This is a genomic window from Paenibacillus sp. sg306046 (genome assembly GCF_059821225.1).
Genome location: NZ_JCAMRT010000022.1, coordinates 44,496 through 67,518 on the forward strand (window position 1 = coordinate 44,496; position 23,023 = coordinate 67,518).

Here is a 23,023-nt window from a genome sequence, read left to right on the forward strand (position 1 = left end):
CAAGCCTATCTGATTCGGCTGATCCGCTGATTTGGTTTCCTCCGCTATTCGGCTGTTTCCCCGATGTACGGCGCGGCTACGACCACGTATTTGATCGCCTGGCGGAAGTACGTGTACGCGATATGCAAGCTGCCATCTTTGGATTGCTTGATTGTCGGATACGAATATTCGCGGTTCCGCTTTTCCTTGGAATTGTTTGACATCGCATAGCCGTCGCCCACTTCCAGATTGCGGACAAGCGGCCACGTCAGACCATTGTCTCTGGAGATCGCCAGTGTCATCGGCGCGCGCGGCGCGCCCCAGAACGCCTGACGCTCTTCGGCAGCTGGCACAGCTACAGCCGGAGCCGCCGCTTCTTCCTCTTCGTCCTCAATTTCATCATACAGCGAAGCTCGGCGTTCCATCGCGTCGGTTGCGCTCATATGATTGTACACAATCGCCAGGTCGCCGTTTTGCAGCTTCGTAAACTGGATGGAGGAATTGTTGTTCGGCAGCACAGTCGGCGTCGGCACGCTCCACGTTCTGCCGTTGTCCGTCGATTCGCTTCTGTAAATGTAATCCGCCCAGCGGCTGCGGAACAACGCAAGCAGGCTGCCGTCGGCGAGCTTTTCGATGTTCATATGCACGCAGCCGAGACTGTCCGGAACGGCAACCTCTGTCCACGTAGCGCCTTGGTCGGACGAAATTTTTACGGCGCTGACATCCTTGTTGCCTGTCCACTTCTCGCCCGGATGCGTATGGCAATACCAGATCGGCAACAGCCAGTCGCCATTGTCCAGCACCGTAATCGGCTGGCGGATGAAAATGCCCGGCGTGTCAAACAGCGTATCAATCTCGCTCCACGTATAGCCATTATCCTCGGAGAGACGGCGGCGGATGACAGCCGTATCCTGATTGCCTGACTTTTGCGCCGTATACAGCAGCCACAGCTTCCCGTCCGGCGCAGAGAACAGTACCGGATTTTGCTCGGAGCGGGTCGGATCATCCGATAGCTTGACCGGCTCTGTCCAGGCGGTTGCGCCCTTATTCAACCGGGACATGTAGATGGAAATATCCGGAATCCCTTCCTGCGTGCCTGCAAACCAGACGCACAGCACATCGCCATTATCCAGCACATGCAGGAAAGAGGCATGGTTCTGCACCTGATTCGACGGAATAAAAGCATCGGAGCGGTACGCTTCTCCAGACACAGGTGTAATTTCATAATGAAAAACAGGTTGTTGTTCACTCATCGTATAATCCTCCCCGGAACTAATTCGCCTAGCGGTTGCAGCGTATCGTATCAGTTGATGCTGCAATTACTGGCCTATGGCCGTGACTTCGTGACCGGCACAGCCGCGCGGTCGCTGATCCAGCGGTCAATGACCATGACGATAAATGGCGCGACGACGGCAATATACATGTTGTCAATGTGGAACGGATCGCCCAGCAAATACCAGACCGTTGTGCCGACGGAAGCGATAATAAGTCCCGTCGTTGCGCCGCGGTTCGAGCTGTACAGCGGCAGAAAGAAGCCCATGCCCGCCACAACGGCAATCGACGCGCGCAAGGCACGGGTAAAAAACGACAAGGTCAGCAAATCCGGCGCGAAGATGACGCCCAGCAGCGGAATCATTCCGACAATCACGGATATGATTCGCGTCATTTTCATTTTCTGCTCCGGCGTCATCGGCTTGCGCGGTACGATGAAGTCTTCCACCACGAGCGTTGTCGTCGACAAGGCTACGGTGGACACGCCGACAAAGATGGAAGCCACAAGCGATGTCGCCACAATAGCGCTCAAAATCGGGTGCATGTGCTGCATAAATACAGGAAACGCATAAATCGGGCTAATGTCCGGATACAAGTAACGCGCGCAGACGCCGATAATGGCTACTGCGACGGCCAGCGGCAGAAACAGCAGCCCGGCGTAGATCGTCGCCCGCTTGGCCGCCTTCGCATCCTTCGTCGAAGTGATTGCCTGAATAATAAACTGGGTGGAAAAAATGGTCCCCATCGTCCCGATCAGCCAGGCAATGATCGTGCTGACGCTAATTTTACCATTCCAGGTGAAGTAATAGTCCGGCAAATTCACCTGCATCGGCTTGAGGCCGCCTGCCAAATAAAGCGCTATAAACGCAGTAAGCAAAATCCCGGCGTACTTGAACGTGGAGTGGATGATTGTAATCCATGCAACCCCTTTCATTCCGCCAAAAGTAAAGTAAATCGTACTGATAATCATCGTGATGACGGCGCAGGTCATAATCGGAATGCCCAGGATGGATGAAATCGCGGCCGCTCCGCTTAAATAGTTGCCTAAATTAACAAGCAGCAAGGCAAAAATCATGATCAGCGACACGACAATTTTCGTTGAGGTGCCAAATTTTTCTTTGATAATACCCGAAATCGTATAATGTCCGGTATTGTAAAACCGGGTGACCAGGAAGAAAGCAAACAGGAAAAATCCGATGGAGCCCGCCAGCAGCGACCATGAGGCGCCAAACCCGTTTTTGAAGGCGGATTCAGCCGTGCCAATCGTGGATTTCGTTCCCAGAAACTCGGACATCATGAGAATCCCGACAACGAGCGCCGGCAGCGACTTGGCTGCATTATTAAACTCGGAGCTGGATTTACTGCGCATTTTAAACGTCAAGTAGGTCGTGAACACAATATACACCGCAATCACGATCAAAATAAACAGGATCGTGCCGGAACTTAGCTTTTCCATGTGGAAGGACCTCCGTTTTTCTCCGTTTCATAAAGAACCATAACCTGTCTGATCGTTTGCCTCTGTGAAGGGCGGGCAACCGGCAGCTTGCCGGTCGCCCGTTCCATCTTGATGCCGCTGCCCTTGAGCTGCGCAGCTTTCCCGCTTATTTCGGCGAAAGCTCGACCGCCGACGCAAGCGCGGCCAGCATACTCCGCTCATCGGCGATATTTTTCCCGGCAATATCGAAGGCGGTGCCATGATCGACCGAGGTGCGGATAAAGCCGCCCTTCAGTCCGACCGTAATGTTCACGCCTTCCTCCAAACCGAGCACCTTGATCGGCACATGGCCCTGGTCGTGATAGCAGGCGATGACGATATCGAAGTCGCCGCGCACCGCCCGGAAAAACAACGTGTCCGCCGGATACGGCCCGCTGGCATTGATCCCTTCCTCAACCGCCTGCCGGATGCCCGGAATAAGCTTTTCTTCTTCTTCCCCTTCGCCGAACAATCCATTCTCGCCCGCATGCGGATTGATGCCGCATACCGCAATTCTTGGCTGGTCATAGCCGGCGCGTGTCAGCGTCTCATGCGCCAGCTTGATCACCGTATACGTTCGCGCCGGCGTAATATTGTCAATCGCTTTGCGCAGCCCGACATGCGTCGTCAGATGGATGACCCTGAGCTTGGGCGATGACAGCATCATGGAGTAGCTCGTCGTGCCGGTCAGCTCCGCAAAAATTTCCGTATGGCCAGGGTACAAATGCCCGCCCTTGTGCAGCGCTTCCTTGTTCAGCGGCGCGGTACAAACGCCCTGCAGCTCTCCGTCCTGGGCCAGCGCAACCGCCTTCTTGATATAGTGGAACGCCGCATCGCCGGCGGCTGCCGATACCTCGCCTTGCTTCAGATCATCCGGCAGCAGGTTCAAGTCGAAGCAATCAATGACACCCGGCTTGAACTGGCAATCTGCCGTGCTGTTGACCGGATTGACGGTAAAGCTTGTGCCCGTCTGCACAATGGCGCGGCGGATGCTTTTGGCATCGCCGATCACAACGGGCCTGCACATCTCAAGCACTTCCTTGTGCTGCAGCGCCTTCACGATCACTTCGGGACCGATCCCGGCCGCATCGCCCATCGTAATGCCGATCACTGGTTTACTCATGCCGATTTCACTCCTTCGAGCTTTTTAATCACATGCTCCATCGTTTGATCCGAGCCGAAATTGCCGGCTTTCGTCACGATATACATCTGCCGCGCTTCATTTTTGCCAAGCAGCACGCCCGGCTCCAGCTCCTCCACCAGCTCGAAGGCCGGAATGCCAAGCTGCTCCAGCACCTGGTAAGCGGTGTCGCCGCCGGTCAGAAACAATTTGCGGATCGGCAGCTCCCCGGCCAGCTTGGCCGTCATGCTGCCGAGACCGGCGGAAATCGCATCGCTGATCTGGATCGGCGTCATGCCGAGTTGCGCGCCTGCCTCCTTCGTCTCCTCCACATTGTCGGAGGCAACGATCACGGTGTGGCGGCCCGCCGACCAAGCCCGGCTTGCTTCGCCGCAGACGCGCTCCAGCTCCTCCTGCAGCTCGGCTCCATGAGCCAGCAGACGCTCGGAGCGGGCAACGACCTGCACAGCCAGCTGCTGCTCCAGCAGGCTATGCAGCTGCTGGCGTCCCCGGCGGCTGACGCTGCCGACAACAAGCAGAAGCGGGCCGTCCAGCGAGGGCAGCGGCTTCGCTTCGTGCCGCTCCGCCACAGCATAGGCTTGCGGAAGATGGTTCATCAGGCCGGCCGATCCGACCCACATGAAGCGGTGGGGCAAAGCAGCCAGCGCCGCGGCCAGCAGCTCCAAATCAGACTCGACGGCCGAATCTGCGACCACATACGTAATGCCGTGCTCCTGCAGCTCCCGCAGCCGGCGGGCAACCTGCGCTTGACCTTGATTCAGGTCCGCTTTGGCGATATGCCCGACTGCGCGTCCCGTCTGTTCAGCGAACAGCTGCACGACGTCCGATTGCAGCACCGGCGTCTTCGGATCGCGGCTCACTTCGGTCTGATGAAGCGGCTCGCCGTGCAAATAGTGAATCCGGTCGATCACCTGCCGGCCGTTCTGCGGATAGCCCGGAGCAATGATCGTGAAGTCAGGCTGGATCACATCGGCCATCGCATTCAGCTCGGCACCGAGATTTCCGCGCAGCGTGCTGTCGATTTTTTTATAGATCATGTCAAACTGCTGCTCGTTGATGTGGCTGCTCACCCGCCGGACGATGGCTGACGCCTCGTCCGCCGGCAAGGAGCGGCTCACGGTGTTAAAGACAACGGCGTCTGCCGTCGCGGCTTCGGTGATAACCGGGTTGATTTTTACAGACACACGCATACCATAGCGTACCAGCTGCCCCCCGCAATCGCTTGCGCCCGTCAAATCATCGGCGACAATGGCAATCCTCACGGTAATCCTCTCCTTACTTGACAATCAGCTTGCGATAAATGGACTTGATATCGTCCAGGCTCAGCACCTTCGGGTTATTGTTCAGCAGCCGCGTCACCTGGGACGCCGACACGGCCAGCGCCTCGATGTTTTCCTCCTGTACGCCGTAAGCCGTCAAATCCTGCGGAATGTTCAGCTTCACGGTCCATTCGCGGATTTGGTCGATGACAGCCTGGGCCGCTTGCTCCGGCGTCAAGCCTGCGGTCGCGATGCCCATGGGCCCAGCGACCAGCGCCAGACGGTCAATACACGCGTCCATGTTAAACGCCATCACATCCGGCAGCAGCATCGAATTGGCTACGCCGTGCGGAATGCCGTATTTGCCGCCGAGCGGATAAGCGAGCGCATGCACGGCCGCTGTGCCCGCCGCAGTCAGCGCCATGCCGCCATAGGTGGAGCCAAGCAGCATCTTCTCGCGCGCCTCCAGCGAGGAACCGTTTTCGTACGCTTCCACGATGCTGGACGAGATCAGCCGGATCGACTCCAGCGCAAACATGTCGCTAAAGAGGTTCGCTTTATTGGAAATAAACGATTCGATCGAATGCGTAAATGCGTCCATCCCGGTTGCAGCGGTAATCGGCTTAGGCAAGCCAAGCGTCAGCACCGGATCGAGAATGACAAGCTTGGGCAGCAAATACCGGCTGACAATGCCGATTTTCAGTTCTTGCTCCGGCAGCGTCACGATAGCGTTCGGCGTAACCTCCGAGCCCGTGCCGGAGGTTGTCGGAATAAGCACAGTGGCGACACCGGCGTTCGGAATCAGGTTCGTGCCGAGCATGTCTGCAATTTTCAGTTCATTCGTCATCAGCACGGACAATATTTTGACCGCATCCAGCACACTGCCGCCGCCGATGCCGATGATCAGCTCATAGCTGTTCGCCGCGTAGGCCGCAAACGTTTCCTCGATATTTTGAACGGTAGGCTCCGGCAAAATCGACGTGCATACGTCAAAAGCAATGCCTTTGTCCGCCAGCTGCTGCTCAATGTTGCCGGTGAAGCCCATAGCTTGCATCGCAGGCTGCGTCACCACGAGTACACGGCGAATTCGCGGATGAAGCGTATTCAACTGCTCGCCAAGCTGCAGCAGCGTATGGGGTCCGGCGATGATCCGCTCGGCGGTTTGAAATTGGTAGGTTGTAAGCATCATTAGGCCTCCTGACTTGATTTGTAATGCTCAAGCATAGCTTCAATCCGGTCCAAGGCCGCCCCGGTCGGCTGCTGGATCGGCGATCTCGGCGGGCCGACCGGGATGCCGGACAGCTCAACCGCCTTCTTCAGCGAGGACGGAATGCTGGTCAAGCCAAACGTATCCCGCAGCGGCTGCAGCGCCTGCTGGGCTTCCTGCGCCTTGGCGATGTCACCGGATTTCCAGTGGCCATAGATGGCCACGACCGTTTGCGGCAGCAGGTTGGCCGTCGCCGCCACAGCGCCGGTTCCGCCGGATTGCAAGGTTTTCAAGATCAAGGAATCCGTACCGGCGATGACCGCAAAGCTTTCGCCGCGCGTCTGCTCGATATATTGCTCAATCAGACTGAAATCGCCGCTGCTATCCTTGATCCCGATAATATTTGGAACGCTGGCCAGACGGCCGACCGTTTCGGGCGCAAGCGAGAAGCCTGTCTTGGACGGAATGTTGTACAGCACGACCGGAATGGACACGGCCGCCGCTACCTTGCGGTAATGCGCCTCGGCCTCCTCCTGGGTCGGCGGGATGAAATACGGCGTGATGACTGACAAGGCGTCGACGCCCAGCTTCTCCATGGCTAGCGACAGCTCGATCACTTCACGTGTGCAGTTTCCGCCGCTGCCGACCATAACCGGCACACGTCCGGCCGCTTCCTGCACGACAATCGCCGTAACGGCCAGCTTTTCCTCGCGGGTAAGCGCATGAAACTCTCCATTGGTGCCAAGGGCAAAAATGCCGTGTACGCCAGCTTCAATCAAAGCATGCACAAGCTGCTTCAGCGCTGCCTCGTTCACTTCTTCTGTTGCGGTAAACGGCGTCAATAACGCCGGATAAATGCCTTCGATGGTAACTAACATAGGGAAGCCTCCTCAGCAGGTTGGTTAACGATGCGAAGCGTTTTCATAATGCGAGTTTAAAACAACTTGATCAATTTTGCAACTAGTATTTTACGATTTTAATCATACTGTTTATTTTTGCAACATTCTAACTTATAGAGTAGTCCGCTTTATGCTGCCAATTCAGCCTGTCCTGCTTCCCGCCAACGAAAAATAAGCCGAGATGTCGATAATTATCCATTTTTTTCTATGCGCTTTTACTCCGAAATATGGTTTAATAAGAAGATAGACCTACCCTGATCTAGAATAATCATGCGGAAGGGAGTTATGACCATGCGCGTCGGTTCTTTTTTATTGCCTAAGGAAGAGGTTGCTTATACGACATCCTCCGCTACGATGAAGGAAGCGATGGAGCAGCTGGAGGCTCACCATTATTCGGCGATTCCGATCATAGACGAGAGCGGCCTATATATAGGGACTTTGTCGGAGGGGGATTTGCTATGGAAGCTGAAAAGCACCCCGGAGCTGAGCTTTCAGAATATGGAGCAAGTTGCGGTGAGCCAAATCAAGCAGCGCATCTATAATGAATGTGTGTCCATCCATGCCCAGATGGAAGACATGCTCGCGCTCGCGGCTGATCAGAACTTTGTTCCCGTCGTGGACGAAAATCGTCTGTTCCTCGGAATTATCCGGCGCAGCGATATCATTGAATACTACACCCGGAACATTACAGACTGACCGTCGGAAGCCGTCAGCTATAGGCTAGGCGCGCATCCCGCCGCCATGTCGGGACGTTAATACGTCATGCGCACCGGGCTTCGGCCTAAAAAAATGACCTAGACCTCCACGCTGACGTGGAGGTCTAGGTCATTTTTTTAGGGGCATGCCCCCTGCTGGGGGGCAGCCCTGTTTACATGCACAGCGTCTACAGCTTGTACAACGTTACGTCAGCAGCACCACAAGCAGTGCCACCAGGGCAGGCAGCCCTTGCACAAACAAAATCGACTTTTTAACCGTTAGTCCGCCGTATAGCCCTGCTACGAGCACGCAACCGAGGAAAAACAGCTGCAGCTGCTCGGCAATGGCCGGGTTCGGATGCAGCAGGCTCCAGATCAGACCAGCGGCCAAAAAGCCGTTGTACAGCCCTTGATTGGCTGCCATGGATCGTGTGGAGCGCGCATGCTCCGGCGTTGTCCCGAATGTTTTCATCGTACGGGGCGACGTCCAGCTGAACATTTCCAGATACAAGATGTACAAATGCTCAATCGCGACAAAACCTACCAAAATTGCGCCTATCATCGAAATCCGGCTCCTTTTTCCCGTTTGCCTGTTTCCCAGGCTCGTTACGCCATCCGCACGCGTCCTGCTTCGTCCACGATAAATTTCTCTTTGCGCACCCGCTGCTCTTCTTTATACAGCTCAACGACGCGATTCGGGCTGACGGAATCGTCGATGCGCACGCTCCAGTCGTTGCTTTCGAATAAAGCGACCACTTCATCGAGCTCCAGGTCCTTGAAGCCGTAAAGCCCGCTAAGCCCGGCCCACCGCTTCAGCAGCACTTTCGTGGAATGATTGAGCTTATCTGCGGTGTCTGTAAATGATTTCTTTTTCTGCGTCATGTCATTGGCCTCCAGTAGCTTGAATCGGATCAGAATACAACCTATTCCCATCCCGTCATCATATCATGTTGCGCCTGTGCGGACAAGCAACAATACTGCCGCGCATTGCTTGCTTCAGGCAGCAAACGGCCGACTACCGGTTCAGCTTGCGCATGGCCAATTCCTTGCGCAGCGCCTGCTCCACAGACTCGGCCAGCAGATCGAATTTTTCCGCAACCGTAAATTTAAGCACATTGCCGCAGTGGCTGCACCGGTACTTTTGCAGCTCCGTTTTGCGCATGCAGCTTGGACATTTGAACATCGTCGACAGCCACCTCGAATTCCAAATTAAGGACAGCATGCTCCTTCTTCGTCAGTATACCTTGTCTGTCGGAATTAGGGAAGCAAACCGCCATCGCTCAGCCCGCTCAACTCGATTTAAACCACCTATATTTTCCTATAGCTGGACATGGTACGATCAGTTGGCAGCCTGTGCTGCATCCAAATTAAGAAGGGATGATTCCTGACAATGAGAAAAAAATGGTGGACCAGTCTCGCCCTCGCCGCTTCCCTGCTGACCATGTCCTTGAGCGCAAGCGCCGCTTCCAGCCAATGGGTTGAGCTGACTGAGCATTCTTCCGGCTACGCGCAATCCAACGAGCATCTCGGCAATCATGTGTATATTCAGATTTACAATAACGCGCCTACCGGCAATTGGGGCGATATCGAGTGGCAGCTCGTTGACGGCTATTCCCAGGTTATCGCCAGCGGGGTCGCAACGAATCCGCTGACCGTCTTTGGCTACCCGAACTCCGGCGAGCACAGCTATACCGGGGAGTTCTCGCTCGACAGCTCGAACCTGAACAGAGCCAGACTCCTCCTGAACTGCACAAGCGGCAGATGTCAGGGCGAGGGCATCATCGAAACGACAAACTGACAAACCGCCCGCAGTCTGTAGCGGTTGCGGCGTCCAGACCCGACGGGTCCGTCCAGGCTGCCGCCTCGGACAATAAATAGCCGGTCAGGCGGATACCTGTCCGTTTCCCAGCACCAGCAAGCCCCGGCGTGATGGCCGGGGCTTCGTCTGGATATATCCTGTTTGTGCGTAACCTTATCCGTATCTTACTTCGCCAGCGCCTTCACGACATCGTCGATTTTGCTGCTGTCGGCAATCGGACCGCTTTTCATCCACGTTTCAAAGTTAACCTCGTAGACATGGCCGTTTTTCACAGCCGGCAATGATTGCCACAACGGATTGCTCAGCAGCTCCTTCGTTTTGCCCTCTGCCCCTGTATCGGTCGTAATAAAAATATGGTCTGCCGTCAGCTCCGGAATTTTCTCCATCGACAACGCAGCCACGCCGATATTCTTATCAAGAATCAGCTCCTGCACCAGCTTGTGCGGCTTCAAGCCCAATTCCTTGTGAACGACCGGACCGGCATAACCCGGACCGCCGTACAGGCGAAGCTCCTTCGTATGCATGCGGATGATCGCAACCGTCTGGTCGCCGATCGCCTTCCGAACCCGCTCACCCGCCTCCTTTGCCTTCTGGTCGTAGCTCTGAATGACGCTCTCCGCCTTCTCCGACCTGCCGAGCAGCTCGCCGAGCGTGCGGATTGTCTTGCGCCAGTCGGCGCGCGCATCCTTGAAGGCGTACATCGGCGCTACCTTGGAAAGCTGCTCATACCGCTTTTCGTTGTAAACGTTCGTCAAAATCAGATCGGGAGCCGCATCGAGAAACGCCTCTGTGCTGCCCTCCACATCAAGCTCAGGGATGTTCAGTCCCAAATATTTCTGGCCGCTCCACGTGCCGATTCGCGATTGACGGATCGGCGTCACGCCAAGCGACGTCAGCTCATCCTCCAGGTAGATGCCGATAATTTTTTTCGGCTCCGCCGGAAGGGTCAGGTCGTGGCCAAGCTCATCCTTTACCTTCCGCTCCTTAGGGGCCTCCGCTGCGGCTGCAGGCGTCGGCGTTGTTTGCGGCTCAGCGGCAGGCTGGGCGCCGCAGCCCACCGTCAGCATCACAAGTAATGCCAGCGTCGCACTGGCTCCGATCCGGGTCTTTCTGATCACGGGTACTCACTCCTTGGCGTTTGCTTGAGAATCGTTATCAATTGTAGTACGTTCTCAAACAAGCTGCCAAGGACAAAAGTGGACTGCCGTTTGGACTTTTGTGACCTAAGAAGCAACGGCCGATTAGCCAAGCACACGCAGCGCTTCCTGAAGCTTGAGCGTATTCATCTCGACGCCTCTGCTCATCCAGGTATAATAATCGACCCGGTGGACATGGCCTTGACGCACTGCCGGAAGCTGCCGCCAGTCGCGCGTCTGCATCAGCTCAGCGGCTTGGCGGACCGCATCCGGGTCCACGACAAGCAGCAGCCGATCGGCATCCAGCTGAGACAGCAGCTCCGGGGGCAGCAGCAGCAGCCGTTTGTCCCAGACGCGGCTGCGGATCAGCCGGGGCGCGGGGAGCCGCAAATCCCCGTACAGCACAGGTCCCGTATAACCGGTACGGGGACCGCCATACAAGCGCAAGCCTTGCGCATGCACGCGCAGCAGCGCGACGGTTTGCGCGCCGAGCTTCGCCCGAAGCTGCTCCCCGGCTTCTGCGGATCTCCGCTCATAGCGGACGATCGCCTCCTCCGCTTCCTGCTCACGGCCAAGCACTCCGGCCACCTCACGCAGCACCGTGCGCCAATCCTGCTCATAGGACACCTGAACGGTCGGGGCGATCCGGTTCAGCAGTTGCTCCTGATTCGGGCTGATGTAGCTGCTGCACAAAATGAGCTCCGGCTTCGACTCGGCCAGCAGCCTGGCGTGCCGCTCGCCGAATTCCGTCTCGTCCAGGCCCAGCTCCAGAGCGCCGCCGGTCCGGTCGGCCAGCGGATGGGATTTGTCCATCATCGTCGCATGCGGGCGATGACCGACGGCCAGCATGCAGTCGACGTACGGAGCGTACAAGCAAGCCGTCTTGCTGCTTCGTTTGCCCTGAATATACACCGTCGGCGCAATGCCTGCGACCTGCTTGAATTTGCGGCTGAAATAATACAGGTCCTCATACCCGACATATTCCGCAATATCGCCGATCGTCAGATGGCCGCGGAGCAGCTCGCGTTTGGCATGATTCATCCGAATCTGCGTCAGGTAGCCAAGCGGCGTGCTGCCCGTTTCCTTCCTGAACGCGCGGGAATAATAGGCCGGGCTCATGCCGGCCATATTTGCCAGCAGCTCGCGCGACAGGTTGTCTGTAAAGTGGCTTTCCATATACAGCGTGGTCATCCGGATCGCCTCTGACGCCTGGCTGGCCGATCTGGCCGTCAGCTCGGCCATGATGCCGTACACCAGCTCCTGAAACAGCAAATTCAGCCGGAATCGCTCCAGCTCGCTGCGCGCCGCGCGACTATGCTCGGTGTACAGCCTCTTCGCCCCGTCCAAAACCGGCAGCGCCGCCCGCATGGGTAGCTGGGCCGCCCGCAGCCCCGGCTCTTCGTCCTCCGCGGCCGGTCCGGGGCTCGCAGACAAATCGTACCCGGTGACGCCGATCTGGTAAGTAAGCTCATAAAAGGTCATCCCTGCTTCGCCCGTCGGGCTGACCGTCAGCGTCATCCCGGCTGACAGCAGGCAGCAGGTGCCAGGCCCCGCCTCCATCCGCTCGCCGGCAGCCTCCAGCAAGCCTGTCCCGTCCGCGACCAGCAGCAGTCTGCGCTCGTCGCTCCTCAGCTCTGTTCGCGGCATATAAGAATCCAGTCTGCGATAGCGGATGTCCCGAAAGCAGAGCAAGCGCTGCAGCAGCGGCCAGCTGCCGGCGGCGGCATCCGTCCGCTTCGCAGCCTTAGCCGGACGCTTGCGTTTATCAGGGTCGTTCATGCGTACTGCCCCCATCCCGTCAACATCTTGATGTGTTAACCGCCATTATAGCGTACCCCATGCGGCCCTTCAATCCGTAAGTTGGACTGGCAGGCAAGCGTTCGACGGGTAGAGAGCAGCTGTCCGCAGCTTGGAGCTAAAACCGTCCGGACTTGAAAATGGCATGGACAAGCCACAGCACCAGCACTCCGGCGATACCAAGCCCGATTTCAATCACGGGAAATTTCCACAGCATCGAATCCTGATGCCCCATCGATGAGCCGACAATGAGTCCGGCCATCATAATGCTCAAGGACAGCAGCACGATGCTGAACGACATTTTGTTTGTGATCCGGTCCATTTTATGGAGGAAGGCGTTTAGCTCCGGCGCCGTGATTTCAATCCGCAGCTTGCCTTTTTGAACGAAGGTGCTGAGATTTTTCAGGCTGCGCGGCAGCTCTGTTGCAAGATCGAGATAGTCCGGAATGTCCTCCAGCCATTTTTTCAGCAGGTGGCCCGGATCGAATTGCTCGCGGAACATTTTGCGGCCATACGGCTCGGCGACGTCAAACACGCTGAAGCCGGGATCAAGCGCGGTAACGACGCCTTCCATCGTCAGCAGCGTCTTGCCGAGCAGCGTCAGCTCGGACGGAATCCGGATGCGATGTCTGAACGCCACGCGGAATAAATCATGCACCGCTTCACCCATGCTGATCTGGCTGAACGGCACCTTGTAATATTTATCGCGCAGCTCGTCCACATCCGCCCGCAGCGCAGCCGCATCCACCTCGTCAGGCACGATGCCCATCTTCGTAATCGCCCGTAAAATCCCCTTCGAGCTTTGATTGCGCAGCGCAATGACAAGCGAGGCAAACTGCTGCTTCATCTCCGGCGACAGCCGTCCGACCATCCCGAAGTCCAGCAGCACAAGCGTTGCATCCGGCTGTACCAGCACATTGCCGGGATGCGGGTCGCCATGAAAGAAGCCTTCGACGAGAATCTGATGGAAAATAACCGACGCCAGCCGCCGGGCTACCTGGGTACGGTCCAGTCCAGCCCGGTCCAGCCGGGTATGCTCGGACAACTTGATGCCGCTCATAAATTCCATCGTCAGCACCCGGCGCGTGCAGTACGGCCAGATCAGCCGCGGGACGCGGACATGGCCCATGCGCTCGGATTGCGCGGCAAATTTCTCGCCGTTGCGCGCCTCGGCCGTATAATCCAGCTCCGCGCGAAGCGACCGGGCCAGCTCCTCGGTAATTTCGCGCAGCCGGTAAGCTCTCGCCCACTCAAGCCGCGCCTCTGCGAGCCCCGACAGCTCGGCCAGCAGGTCCAGATCCGTTTCGATCAGCGCGGTAATCCGCGGCCGCTGCACCTTCACGGCGACAACCGTTCCATCCGGCAGCACCGCCCGGTGTACCTGACCGATCGAAGCGGAGGCAAGCGGCGCCTCATCAAACTCCCGAAACAGCACGCCAAGCTCGTCCCCCAGCTCCTCCTCGATAATGTGGACCGCCTCCTCATACGTAAAGGGCGGCACATGATCCTGCAGCTTCTCCAGCTCCGCGATCAGGTCGGTCGGCAGCAGGTCAGGCCGCGTGCTGGCGATTTGCCCCAGCTTGACGAAGGTCGGACCGAGCTCCTCCAGCATGAGCCGCGTCCGCTCGCCGACCGTTTTTTTGTGGACATCGTCCTTCGTCCCCCGTCGAAACAAGGTCACCTTGTCGGAAACACCCAGCTCATGCACCAAAAAACCGAAGCCGTTGCGCATCAGCGCCGCGGCAATCGTCCGGTACCGCTGAAGCTGGCGCAGCTTTCTTGTGACTCTTGTAACGGTCATGCTGGACTCCTTTCCGGCATTGCATCGCTTCCCGGACTTCTGAGCTGTGTGTGTCCGGACTTGCCGCTCATTCAGCTTGTAGCGCCGCGTTCCGTTTGCTCCGGCAGCTGCTGCCGCTCCAGCCGTTCCAGCCGCGCTACCCGCTCGGCCAGCTGCTCAAGCTCGGCTTTGCTCGCCCATTTGTCCCCCAGCATCACCTGTACCCGCTCACTGACGATCGCGTCCAGCTGACGGCGCGCGGCTTCTCCCTTCCGCACCAGCTCCTCCACGAAATCCGACGACTCCCTGCGGCTAACCTCGCCTTTATTGACCAGCTCTTCGACCGCCTTCTCAATCTGTTCCTTGCTCGCAGCAGCCAAACCAACCCCCAGTGAAACCGCACGGCTTAAAAAATCCTTCATGGTTATCCAGCTCCTTCTTGAATCGGCATGATCTTACTACTATTACCACCCAACGTGAATATGAATACGACAATCTAAATAATATTTCATTGTTAATAACAATTTGATATTATCATATTAATATGATATTGTGTTGCTAATTCACCACATCTACCATCCGGAAGCGAGGGATTGCCATGTTCGGAGTCCATTTTGTAAAGTTTCAGCCGAGCGATTATGTGATGAAAATGAAGGATGGACGGATCGTCCAGGAAGGCGTCGGCTTGTCCTTTTTCTACTACGCCCCGACGACCTCGGCCGTCGTTGTCCCGGTTTCGTCCATCGACGTGCCGTTTATGTTCGAGGAGATTACACGTGATTTTCAAACGGTGACGGTCCAGGGCCAGGTCACTTACCGGATCGTTGATTACCATCAAACCACGCGCATGCTAAATTTTACGTACCATTTCAAAGAAGCACGCCTATTTGTCGGACGATCCGGGCAAGCTCCCCCAGCGGGTGATCCATCTCGCCAAGGTACAGGTGAAAAAACATCTGGAGACCATGCGGCTGCAGGACGCCGTCCAATCGAGCGAGCTGGTGGCCCAGCGGATCGGCGGCGAAATCGCCGGGCATGAGGAGCTGGCCAAGCTTGGCATCGAGCTGATGGGGCTGTCGATTATCGCGATTTTGCCTAATAAGGAGACGCTGCGGGCGCTTGAAGCTCAATCGCGCGAGGACATCCTGCGTCAGGCCGACGATGCGCTGTATATTCGCCGCAACGCGTCGATCCAGCAGGAGCGGCTCGTGAAGGAAAATGAGCTGAACACGGACAAAATCGGTCAGCTAAACATAACCCCCGATCTGCTGCAGGGGCTGCTGCAAGGCTCGTCCCCGGACGGTCCCGGCACGAAAGGCGGGAGCAAGCGATGAGCAGACGGATGACTGAGCGGAAGCTTATTTTGATCAAACGGCGGACGCGGCTGGAGGAGCTGGTTGCCCGCTACAATACGGTGCAGCAGGCGCGATTTTACATCGAGCGGCTTGGAGCGGATTTCGATGAGTACGTCAGCGAGGATACGAGCTATCATCAGGCGCTTGCGGAAGTCGCAGCCCAGCTGGAGACGTTCGGCCGGCTGCAGCTGCTGGACCGCGAGCATGTGCCGAATTATTTGTTCGGTCCGGACGATACGGTTGTCGTGCTCGGACAGGACGGTCTTGTCGCCAATACGCTGAAATACGTCAGCGGCCTGCCGCTGATCGGCGTCAATCCCGATCCGCTGCGCTGCGAGGGCATACTGCTCCCCTTCCGGGCAGGCGACCTGCGGCGGCTGATTCCCGATGCGCTCGCCGGACGCCGCCGCATTCAGGAAGTGACGATGGTCAAGGCCGAGCTGAATGACGGGCAATGCTTGTACGCGGTCAATGACCTGTTTATGGGGCGCAAAACGCATGTGTCTGCCCGCTACCAGCTTTGCCGGGGCCGACCGAGCTCGTGTTCGGACAGCTGACCGGCGAAGAGCAGCTGCGGATTACGTCCGAGATGCCCGAGGACGGCGTTATTTTCAGCGACGGCGTCGAACGTGATTTCCTGACCTTCAACGCCGGGATCGAAGCGACCATAAGCATAGCGGAACGGCGGGGACAGCTGCTCGTCTAGCAGTCCGGTTTACTCCGCTCCGGCTGCAAAAGCTTGCGCTGCCCAGCAAGAGCCAAAGCGGGTGTAAGCCGCTGATTCGGCATGGAATAAGGCAAAAAGCGCTTCTTCAGCTGCACAAGGCAATCGAAGAAGCGCTCTGCGGTTGTAGCTATACCTTAAATTTGGCGAGCTGCTCCTGCAGTTCCTCTGTCATATGCGAAAGAGAAGCTGCGGAAGAAGCGATTTCCTCCATGGAAGCAAGCTGCTGCTGGGTAGCCGCAGATACGTTGTGCACACCGCCGGAAGACTCCTCTGCGATGCTTGAAATTTGCTGCACATATTTGACCACCTCATCCGTGCTTGCCGCCATCTGCTCGGCGCCTGCGGATACTTCCTGAATTTCGCCCGCCACCTTGTTGACCGCATGTGAAATTTGCTCGAATGCCTGTCCGGCCGCCGTCACGATCTCCATGCCGCTTTGCGTTTCATTGATGTTTAATTTTACAGCTTCGACCGCCTGCTTCGTATCCTGCCGAATGAGCTGCACGAGGCCGGTAATTTGCTGCGCGGACAACGAGGATTCCTCGGCCAGCTTGCGCACCTCTCCGGCAACGACGGCAAAACCTCGGCCATGCTCCCCGGCTCTGGCCGCCTCAATGGCCGCATTTAAGGCCAGCAGGTTCGTCTGACTCGCAATATTGTTAATGACCTGGGTGATTGTACCGATTTCCGCCGAACGTTCGCCAAGCGCCGTCACCAGCTCGGACAAGGACATGATGGAATGGCGGACAGCATTCATCTGCCCAACGGCATCCTGAATGATCTTATTCCCTTCCGAAGACTGATTGGCTGCATCAAGGGCCGATACCGATACGCTTTGGGCCAGCTGTGCGATCTGCTCCGAACCAAGAGCCATCTCGTTCATCGCTTGCGCGGAACGCTTCACGATATTCACTTGCTCGGAGGTACCCGTGGCTACTTCCTCTACCGTGGCGGAAATTTGTTCGGACGCCTTCGTATTTTGCTCGGCGCTTGCCAGCAATTCCTCCGACGAGGCCGCCACCTGCTCGGAAGTCGTCGCCACCGATTCAATAATAGCGCGCAAATTCGCCGTCATGGTATTAAATGAAACCGCAAGCGTGCCTAACTCGTCCTTGTTGCGCAGTACAATTGCCTCGCTCGTCAGATCGCCGCCGGCAATCCGAATCGCCGCCTGATTGAGGACCTGGACGGGCTTCGAGATCATGTAAGCCATCAGGAGAGCGATCAGCAGCGCAGCAATCGCCGCCACGATCGTAGCCGTCAAAATCACGGTAAAGGCTCGCTCGGAAAGCTTCAGCGCGCTTTGCGTTACATCTCCGGCCTTCTGATTGGCGAAGACGATCAGCTGGCTAATGTTATCGTTAGCTGTATACCATAACGGATAAGCCTGGCTGTGCAGCTTGCTTGCCTCGTCAACCTTGTTTGCTCTGCCTAGCTTCACAAATTCAGGCAGTAATTTTAAATACGCGTCATAGTTCAGGTTAAACTGCTCCAAAAAACCAACCAGCTTCGCATCTTTCTCCGGATTAAGATCAATAAGTGCTTTCAATTGCTTCCGCTCATCCTCAAGCTTGACCAGCAGCTGGTCCAGCGCCTGCTGCTGCTTCTTGAGCTCATCCTCGTTCTGCTCCACAATAATGTTAAGCGCAAGGCGCTCTACATCCGATACGTCTCCATTCATCGTGCCGCCCAAAGTCACCAACGGCATCCACGCGCGATCAATCGCTTCCGACCTCACCGTCAACTCTCTAATCTGGCTTAATGCAAATGTACTGACGAATGCCAGCAGCACCACAACGGCGAGAAATCCCGCCAATAATTTCGTACGCACCGTTAACTTTACTTTAGCTGCTCCCATGTCCTGCTTGCCTCCCGATTTCATGTTTATTCTCTAAAAAGAACGCTTACTCGAACCTGCATATGTAAAGTTCAATTTATGAGCTTATTGCTATGGCCCATATAACAAACGTTTATAATCTAATCAACGAAAGTTATCATACCAAAAAAGCAACTTTATTTAAACGACTAAAAGTTACTTTTTTGGATTTTCCACACCAATAATGTAAGGCGCTAGCGCGAAAATTTATAAATTTTTATCAGACAAAACTGCTGACAAAATCAACGGCTCCAAAAAAAGGCATGCCCCGCTCCGCAAGCGCGAAAAATTCCCCGCCAGCATGATCTGACGGGGACTGGGCTATCCTGCCTTATAGCTGAAAAAAAAGGGGCAGTACAAGGCTGGTACGGCGGCGGTCCGCTCTTACTTTACGACCTCGCCATCGTCGCGTGCTGGAAAATCGGGTCCTTCAAATGAAACTCATACGTCCGTCCGTCGACAATTCCGACAACCTTGTCGCTGTCGTACAGCTCCAGCAAAAAGGCGGCCATCTCTTGCGCTGTATGATATTGAGGCACAGTACCTTTATATTCGAATTGGTCGATATCTCGCGAGCGCAAGACGAACTCTGTCTCCGTCGCAGCCGGTGCAAGCACCTTCGCCTGCATGGGCGAGCCCATAGCGCTCAACTCAAGCGCCAGCCCCTCCGTGAACGCACTGACATAAAATTTGGACGCGCAGTAGGTAACGGCGTTAGCAATCACGGTGTATCCTCCGCCAGACGAAATATTGATCAGCTGCGTGCCTTTTTTGGAAGCATAATCCCGGACAAACAGGGTGGACAGAATCGTCAATGCCTCGATGTTGAGATGAAGCAGCTGCTGAATTTTGTCCAATTTCTGCTCGCCTATGGCCGCGAAGTTGCCGAAGCCGGCGTTATTGATCCACGTTTCGACGTCATATGCCTTCAAGCTCTCGTAGAAAGCATAGGCGTTGTCGGCCACAGACAAATCAACCGCCTGGATGACGACTCTTACATCCGGGTATTGCTGTTCGATCCGAGCACGCAACGCCTCCAGGTTGTCATAACGCCGCGCAGCCAGAACCAAATGCTTGCCGCGCGCTGCAAACGCCAGCGCCGTTTCATATCCAATTCCCGAGCTTGCTCCTGTGATCACCGTGTACTTCATCGCATGGCCTCCTTTTTTTTCAGTACAGAATGAATTATACTGGTTACAGTTTACTGGAAGTCAACCGGTTTTATTTATCTAGAAAGAAATGAGCCGTTGATCACAGCCGTGAACGATGTGGAAGTCATCCATACGCTGCCAGGGGGCCGTCCTATGTCCATCACACTTCGAACCTGCCTTATGGCTGCATTTTCGATCTTTGTATTTGTATTATGTATCGTACTGAGCCTGGTTATTGAGGAACGATCAAGCCAAACTGTCAAAAATGAAATCGGACAATCCCTTGCTGCCACGGCGTACCAGATGTCCGACAATCTCGATCATTTCATGTGGTCCCGTTCCGGGGAAATTGATATACTCGCCAGCATGGATGTATTTCGGGAGGAAGGGCATACGGCCAGCGCCCAGCTGCTGCTGGACCAGCTGCAAAGCAGCTTCCCTTCCTTCTCCTGGGTGGGCTGGATGGACGCCCGCGGCAAAGTGCTCGCTTCCACAGGCGGCATTTTGCTGGGAGCGGATTTGTCCGCCCGCCCCGTCTACAAGGAGGCGCTGCAAGGCAAGTTTATCGGCGACGTGCACGAGGCTGTTCTGCTCGCCAAGCTGCTGCCGAATCCGAGCGGCGAGCCGCTGCAATTTGTAGACATCAGCGTACCCGTGCGCAACAAAAATAACGAGCTGGTCGGCGTGCTTGCCGCCCATATGAGCTGGGAATGGTCGCGCGAGGTCGAAAAAACGATCTTGGCTCCCCAATTGCGCTACAACAAGGACCTGGAGCTGATGATTATCAGCAAGCGGGACAATACGGTGCTGCTTGGCCCGGCTGCACTTGTCGGCCAGCCGCTCAACATGAGCAGCATCGTCAACGCCCAGACAAACGGCGACAGCGGCTGGGAGCTTGAGCCTTGGCCGGATGGGAAAACGTACCTGACCGGCTATGCCTACGGCGACGGGTATGGGAACTACCCTGGACTCGGCTGGACCGTCCTGGTCCGGCAGCCGTTATCCACGGCTTTCGCCTCGGTGCAGCAGCTGCGCACGTATATTTTGCTGGTCGGTATTGCGGCCTCTGTCCTGTTTGCGCTGGCCGGCTGGGTAGTCGCCAGAGCGCTGTCCCGTCCGCTTCAGCGGATCGCGCTGGCAGCCGACCGGCTCAGAGCGGGCGAAGAGGTTGAAATTCCGGACTTCAAGCAAATCAAGGATGTTCATCTGCTGGCCGTATCCTTGCGCAATCTGGTCGATTCGCTGACCCGGACGCAGTCGCAGCTCGGGACGATGCATAATCTCGCGCATTATGACCATCTGACCGCGCTTCCGAACCGAACGGCGCTGGAGGCGTACATGGAGCGGACGCTGCCGCTGGTCAAGCCCGGCGAATCGCTGATTTTTCTGTATCTGGACCTCGATGGGTTCAAGAAAGTCAATGACACACTGGGCCATCCGGTCGGCGACCTGCTGCTGCAGCAGGTCGCGCAGCGGCTCGTTCAGGTGCCTGGCCCCGGAGACTTGACCGCCCGGCTTGGCGGGGATGAATTTCTGATCATCTTGAAATCCGCCCATCCGGAGCCGCAGCGCATCGCGGAATCGACGGCCGGGCAAGTTATTTCGCTGCTGAACAAGCCGTTCGAGCTCGGCGACCACTCGGTCAGCATCGGCTGCAGCGTCGGCGGCTCGCTTTATCCGGGCCAAGGGGAGACAGCCGAGCAGCTGATCGCGTTGGCCGATGAAGCGTTGTATGCGTCGAAACGCGGCGGGAAAAACAAGTTTACGCTGCATACGGCCGATCAATCAGCCTGATCAAGCTCGCTATCCAAATTATGGGCAGCGCAAACGTATAAAACCGTACCGGTTTCGCCAATGCTGTTAAAGCAAAGGAGGTGAAACCGATATGGCCAAGGATGTATTGTGTGAAGTAAATGCCTGTAAGTTCTGGGCGGCAGGCAACTCCTGTACCGCGTCCTCGATTTATGTGGTCAGCCACCATGATGGCGGCAAGGCACGCCGTTCCGAAGAAACGGATTGCAAGACGTTTGAAGCGCGCTTGTAACGAAACTGGCGGCCGAAGCAGATCATGAGTCCAGCCCAGGGCTGACCTCTCGTCTGTTCGACGCTGCGGCACGGCGGACACAAGATCCGCAATCAAAACCAAAGAGGACCTCGGCTGCCACGTAAGCGTGGAGGCTGGGGTCCTTCATTATGCCTCGTATCTCATATGATCAGGATAGCTTCTTCGTACGTCTCACGAAGCGCCTGAGGCTGCAGGGTCAACTCCACTTCACAGCACAAGCCGCGTCTAGCGGGTATCCTTCCAGAAGTTAAGCGGCTCCTGCTCCTGGCCGATGGCGGCAAAGCGGTACCCTTCGGCTTGCAGCGCCTGCAAAATGCGGGGCAGCACACGTACAGTCGCCTCGTGGTCATGGAACAGCACAACCGGCGTCAGCCGCTTCTCGCGCAGCCGGCGTATGTCGGCCAGCACAGGCTCGATCATTTGCTCCGGCTCATGCGTATAGGTCCAGTCCCGCGAATCGACATTCCAGTCCCACAGCCGATAACCGGCTTCCGCCGTTACATCGCGATAGGCTGCCGTAAACGACGGCTTGCTGCCGTACGGTGTGCGGATCAGCTTTGTTTTGCTGCCCGCCGCCTGCGACAGCTGCTGATTGGCTTGATCCATCTCGGCTAATGCGCTTTGCGGCGATTTGTAAAACTTCTCCTTCTCATGGGTCATGCCATGCAAGCCTGCTTGATGTCCTTCCTCGACAAGCCGCCGCACCGCATCAGGAAACGCCTTCATCGGCGGACCGAGCATGAAGAAGGTTGCCTTGGCCTTATACGCTTTTAATTGATCCAGCAGCTCCGGCGTGCTTTTGGACGGACCGTCATCGAAGGTGAGGTAAATGACCGGCTTGCGCGCCTCGCGCTCCTCCTCCAGTCGGGTCTGCTCCCGCTGCGCCAGCTGCTCGTCGCTCAAGACCGCTTCGTTATTTTTGAGCCGCAGCATCGGCAGGTCGGGAAAGCCTGCAGCCTCATAGCCGAAATACGTGCCCAAGTAAGCGGCAGGCGCAAGCAAGGTGCCGTCGCGGAGAAATTGCCACATGATGAACGTTTGCCCGCGGTCGTTCACAGCCTGGTTCGCCAGATAACGCAGCACCAGCGTCCGTTCCCCTTTCATAAGACGAACCTCATCGTCCTTCTCCTCCAGGCTCACCTGCAGCGCTTTCGCAAGCGCCCGGACGGGAGCAAAGGACACCTTCCCTTGTATTTCCGGACCCGTTGCGCCGACGCCGAAATCAAGCCGCTGGTCATTGACAACAATCAGCAGCGGCTTGTCGGCTGCCTCCGTCTCAGCCAGGGCTGCCTGTCCAGACGCCAACCAAAGAAAAAGTACCGCAACAAACAAGCCAGTCATGCTTCCAACCCATGAGTTACGCATCCGGACACCTTTCCGATCTCGTCGCG

22 protein-coding genes and 1 pseudogene are annotated in these 23,023 nt (G+C 56.6%); 7 read left to right on the forward strand and 16 right to left on the reverse strand.

Annotated elements, in window-relative coordinates:
- Nucleotides 1–44: 44 nt before the first annotated feature.
- From AC6ROY_RS20140 to dapA, 6 genes are all read right to left on the reverse strand, one after another.
- Entirely contained in the window at nt 45–1,232 is a 1,188-nt protein-coding gene (locus AC6ROY_RS20140; protein WP_500102394.1) for a sialidase family protein, read from the reverse strand.
- 74 nt (nt 1,233–1,306) lie between these two features.
- Nucleotides 1,307–2,707 carry a sodium:solute symporter family protein gene (locus AC6ROY_RS20145; RefSeq protein ID WP_500102395.1) on the reverse strand — a complete coding sequence of 467 codons (1,401 nt, stop codon included), beginning with the start codon at nt 2,705–2,707 and terminating at the stop codon, nt 1,307–1,309.
- Between the two features lie 145 nt (nt 2,708–2,852).
- The gene (gene pdxA / locus AC6ROY_RS20150) at nt 2,853–3,848 is read right to left on the reverse strand and encodes a 4-hydroxythreonine-4-phosphate dehydrogenase PdxA (RefSeq protein ID WP_500102396.1); all 996 of its coding nucleotides are present in this window, start codon (nt 3,846–3,848) and stop codon (nt 2,853–2,855) included.
- Nucleotides 3,845–5,128: a four-carbon acid sugar kinase family protein gene (locus tag AC6ROY_RS20155; RefSeq protein WP_500102397.1), complete on the reverse strand. Its 1,284-nt coding sequence runs from the start codon at nt 5,126–5,128 to the stop codon at nt 3,845–3,847. Before AC6ROY_RS20155 ends, pdxA begins: the two co-directional genes overlap by 4 nt.
- A 13-nt stretch (nt 5,129–5,141) precedes the next feature.
- Nucleotides 5,142–6,311 carry an iron-containing alcohol dehydrogenase gene (locus tag AC6ROY_RS20160; protein ID WP_500102398.1) on the reverse strand — a complete coding sequence of 390 codons (1,170 nt, stop codon included), beginning with the start codon at nt 6,309–6,311 and terminating at the stop codon, nt 5,142–5,144.
- Nucleotides 6,312–6,313: 2 nt separating this feature from the next.
- Nucleotides 6,314–7,210, reverse strand: coding sequence for a 4-hydroxy-tetrahydrodipicolinate synthase (dapA, locus tag AC6ROY_RS20165; protein ID WP_500102399.1), 897 nt, complete (start codon nt 7,208–7,210; stop codon nt 6,314–6,316).
- 312 nt (nt 7,211–7,522) lie between these two features.
- On the opposite strand from dapA, the gene AC6ROY_RS20170 reads away from it, so the two are divergent.
- Nucleotides 7,523–7,927, forward strand: a complete 405-nt coding sequence (locus AC6ROY_RS20170; RefSeq protein WP_500102400.1) for a CBS domain-containing protein — start codon at nt 7,523–7,525, stop codon at nt 7,925–7,927.
- 204 nt (nt 7,928–8,131) lie between these two features.
- On the opposite strand, the gene AC6ROY_RS20175 is transcribed toward AC6ROY_RS20170, so the two are convergent.
- The 3 genes from AC6ROY_RS20175 to AC6ROY_RS20185 all read right to left on the reverse strand — a co-directional run bounded on the left by AC6ROY_RS20175 (nt 8,132) and on the right by AC6ROY_RS20185 (nt 9,109).
- Entirely contained in the window at nt 8,132–8,488 is a 357-nt protein-coding gene (locus tag AC6ROY_RS20175; RefSeq protein ID WP_500102401.1) for a DUF1304 domain-containing protein, read from the reverse strand.
- A 44-nt stretch (nt 8,489–8,532) separates the two neighbouring features.
- A complete protein-coding gene (locus AC6ROY_RS20180) occupies nt 8,533–8,808 on the reverse strand; it encodes a hypothetical protein (RefSeq protein ID WP_500102402.1) in 276 nt (91 codons plus the stop codon).
- A gap of 133 nt (nt 8,809–8,941) precedes the next feature.
- A complete protein-coding gene (locus AC6ROY_RS20185; RefSeq protein WP_500102403.1) occupies nt 8,942–9,109 on the reverse strand; it encodes a hypothetical protein in 168 nt (55 codons plus the stop codon).
- A gap of 207 nt (nt 9,110–9,316) precedes the next feature.
- On the opposite strand from AC6ROY_RS20185, the gene AC6ROY_RS20190 reads away from it, so the two are divergent.
- Entirely contained in the window at nt 9,317–9,724 is a 408-nt protein-coding gene (locus tag AC6ROY_RS20190) for a hypothetical protein (protein ID WP_500102404.1), read from the forward strand.
- A 185-nt stretch (nt 9,725–9,909) separates the two neighbouring features.
- On the opposite strand, the gene AC6ROY_RS20195 is transcribed toward AC6ROY_RS20190, so the two are convergent.
- The 4 genes from AC6ROY_RS20195 to AC6ROY_RS20210 form a co-directional block, all read right to left on the reverse strand.
- The gene (locus AC6ROY_RS20195; protein WP_500102405.1) at nt 9,910–10,863 is read right to left on the reverse strand and encodes an ABC transporter substrate-binding protein; all 954 of its coding nucleotides are present in this window, start codon (nt 10,861–10,863) and stop codon (nt 9,910–9,912) included.
- 123 nt (nt 10,864–10,986) lie between these two features.
- Complete coding sequence (locus tag AC6ROY_RS20200) at nt 10,987–12,660, reverse strand: helix-turn-helix domain-containing protein (protein WP_500102406.1); 1,674 nt, start codon at nt 12,658–12,660, stop codon at nt 10,987–10,989.
- Nucleotides 12,661–12,796: 136 nt separating this feature from the next.
- Entirely contained in the window at nt 12,797–14,479 is a 1,683-nt protein-coding gene (locus AC6ROY_RS20205) for an ABC1 kinase family protein (protein WP_500102407.1), read from the reverse strand.
- A 71-nt stretch (nt 14,480–14,550) separates the two neighbouring features.
- Entirely contained in the window at nt 14,551–14,880 is a 330-nt protein-coding gene (locus AC6ROY_RS20210) for a phasin family protein (RefSeq protein ID WP_500102408.1), read from the reverse strand.
- Nucleotides 14,881–15,056: 176 nt separating this feature from the next.
- Between AC6ROY_RS20210 and AC6ROY_RS20215 the strand changes: the two are divergent.
- From AC6ROY_RS20215 to AC6ROY_RS20225, 3 genes and pseudogenes are all read left to right on the forward strand, one after another.
- Nucleotides 15,057–15,693 (forward strand): annotated as a pseudogene (locus tag AC6ROY_RS20215) (SPFH domain-containing protein); the annotation flags it as partial.
- A gap of 95 nt (nt 15,694–15,788) precedes the next feature.
- Entirely contained in the window at nt 15,789–16,370 is a 582-nt protein-coding gene (locus AC6ROY_RS20220; RefSeq protein ID WP_500102409.1) for a hypothetical protein, read from the forward strand.
- Nucleotides 16,355–16,519, forward strand: a complete 165-nt coding sequence (locus AC6ROY_RS20225) for a hypothetical protein (protein ID WP_500102410.1) — start codon at nt 16,355–16,357, stop codon at nt 16,517–16,519. Before AC6ROY_RS20220 ends, AC6ROY_RS20225 begins: the two co-directional genes overlap by 16 nt.
- Before the next feature lie 148 nt (nt 16,520–16,667).
- Here AC6ROY_RS20225 and AC6ROY_RS20230 read toward each other — a convergent pair whose 3' ends face one another.
- Together AC6ROY_RS20230 and AC6ROY_RS20235 are read right to left on the reverse strand one after the other, a co-directional pair.
- Nucleotides 16,668–18,398, reverse strand: coding sequence for a methyl-accepting chemotaxis protein (locus AC6ROY_RS20230; protein ID WP_500102411.1), 1,731 nt, complete (start codon nt 18,396–18,398; stop codon nt 16,668–16,670).
- A gap of 407 nt (nt 18,399–18,805) precedes the next feature.
- Nucleotides 18,806–19,567, reverse strand: a complete 762-nt coding sequence (locus AC6ROY_RS20235; RefSeq protein WP_500102412.1) for an SDR family NAD(P)-dependent oxidoreductase — start codon at nt 19,565–19,567, stop codon at nt 18,806–18,808.
- A 153-nt stretch (nt 19,568–19,720) separates the two neighbouring features.
- On the opposite strand from AC6ROY_RS20235, the gene AC6ROY_RS20240 reads away from it, so the two are divergent.
- Together AC6ROY_RS20240 and AC6ROY_RS20245 are read left to right on the forward strand one after the other, a co-directional pair.
- Nucleotides 19,721–21,361 (forward strand): diguanylate cyclase domain-containing protein, encoded by a 1,641-nt coding sequence (locus tag AC6ROY_RS20240; protein ID WP_500102413.1) that lies wholly within the window; start codon nt 19,721–19,723, stop codon nt 21,359–21,361.
- 91 nt (nt 21,362–21,452) lie between these two features.
- Nucleotides 21,453–21,611, forward strand: a complete 159-nt coding sequence (locus AC6ROY_RS20245; RefSeq protein ID WP_500102414.1) for a DUF1540 domain-containing protein — start codon at nt 21,453–21,455, stop codon at nt 21,609–21,611.
- 246 nt (nt 21,612–21,857) lie between these two features.
- Here the strand turns inward: AC6ROY_RS20245 and AC6ROY_RS20250 are convergent, their stop codons facing one another.
- The gene (locus AC6ROY_RS20250) at nt 21,858–22,997 is read right to left on the reverse strand and encodes a polysaccharide deacetylase family protein (RefSeq protein ID WP_500102415.1); all 1,140 of its coding nucleotides are present in this window, start codon (nt 22,995–22,997) and stop codon (nt 21,858–21,860) included.
- Nucleotides 22,998–23,023: the final 26 nt, after the last annotated feature.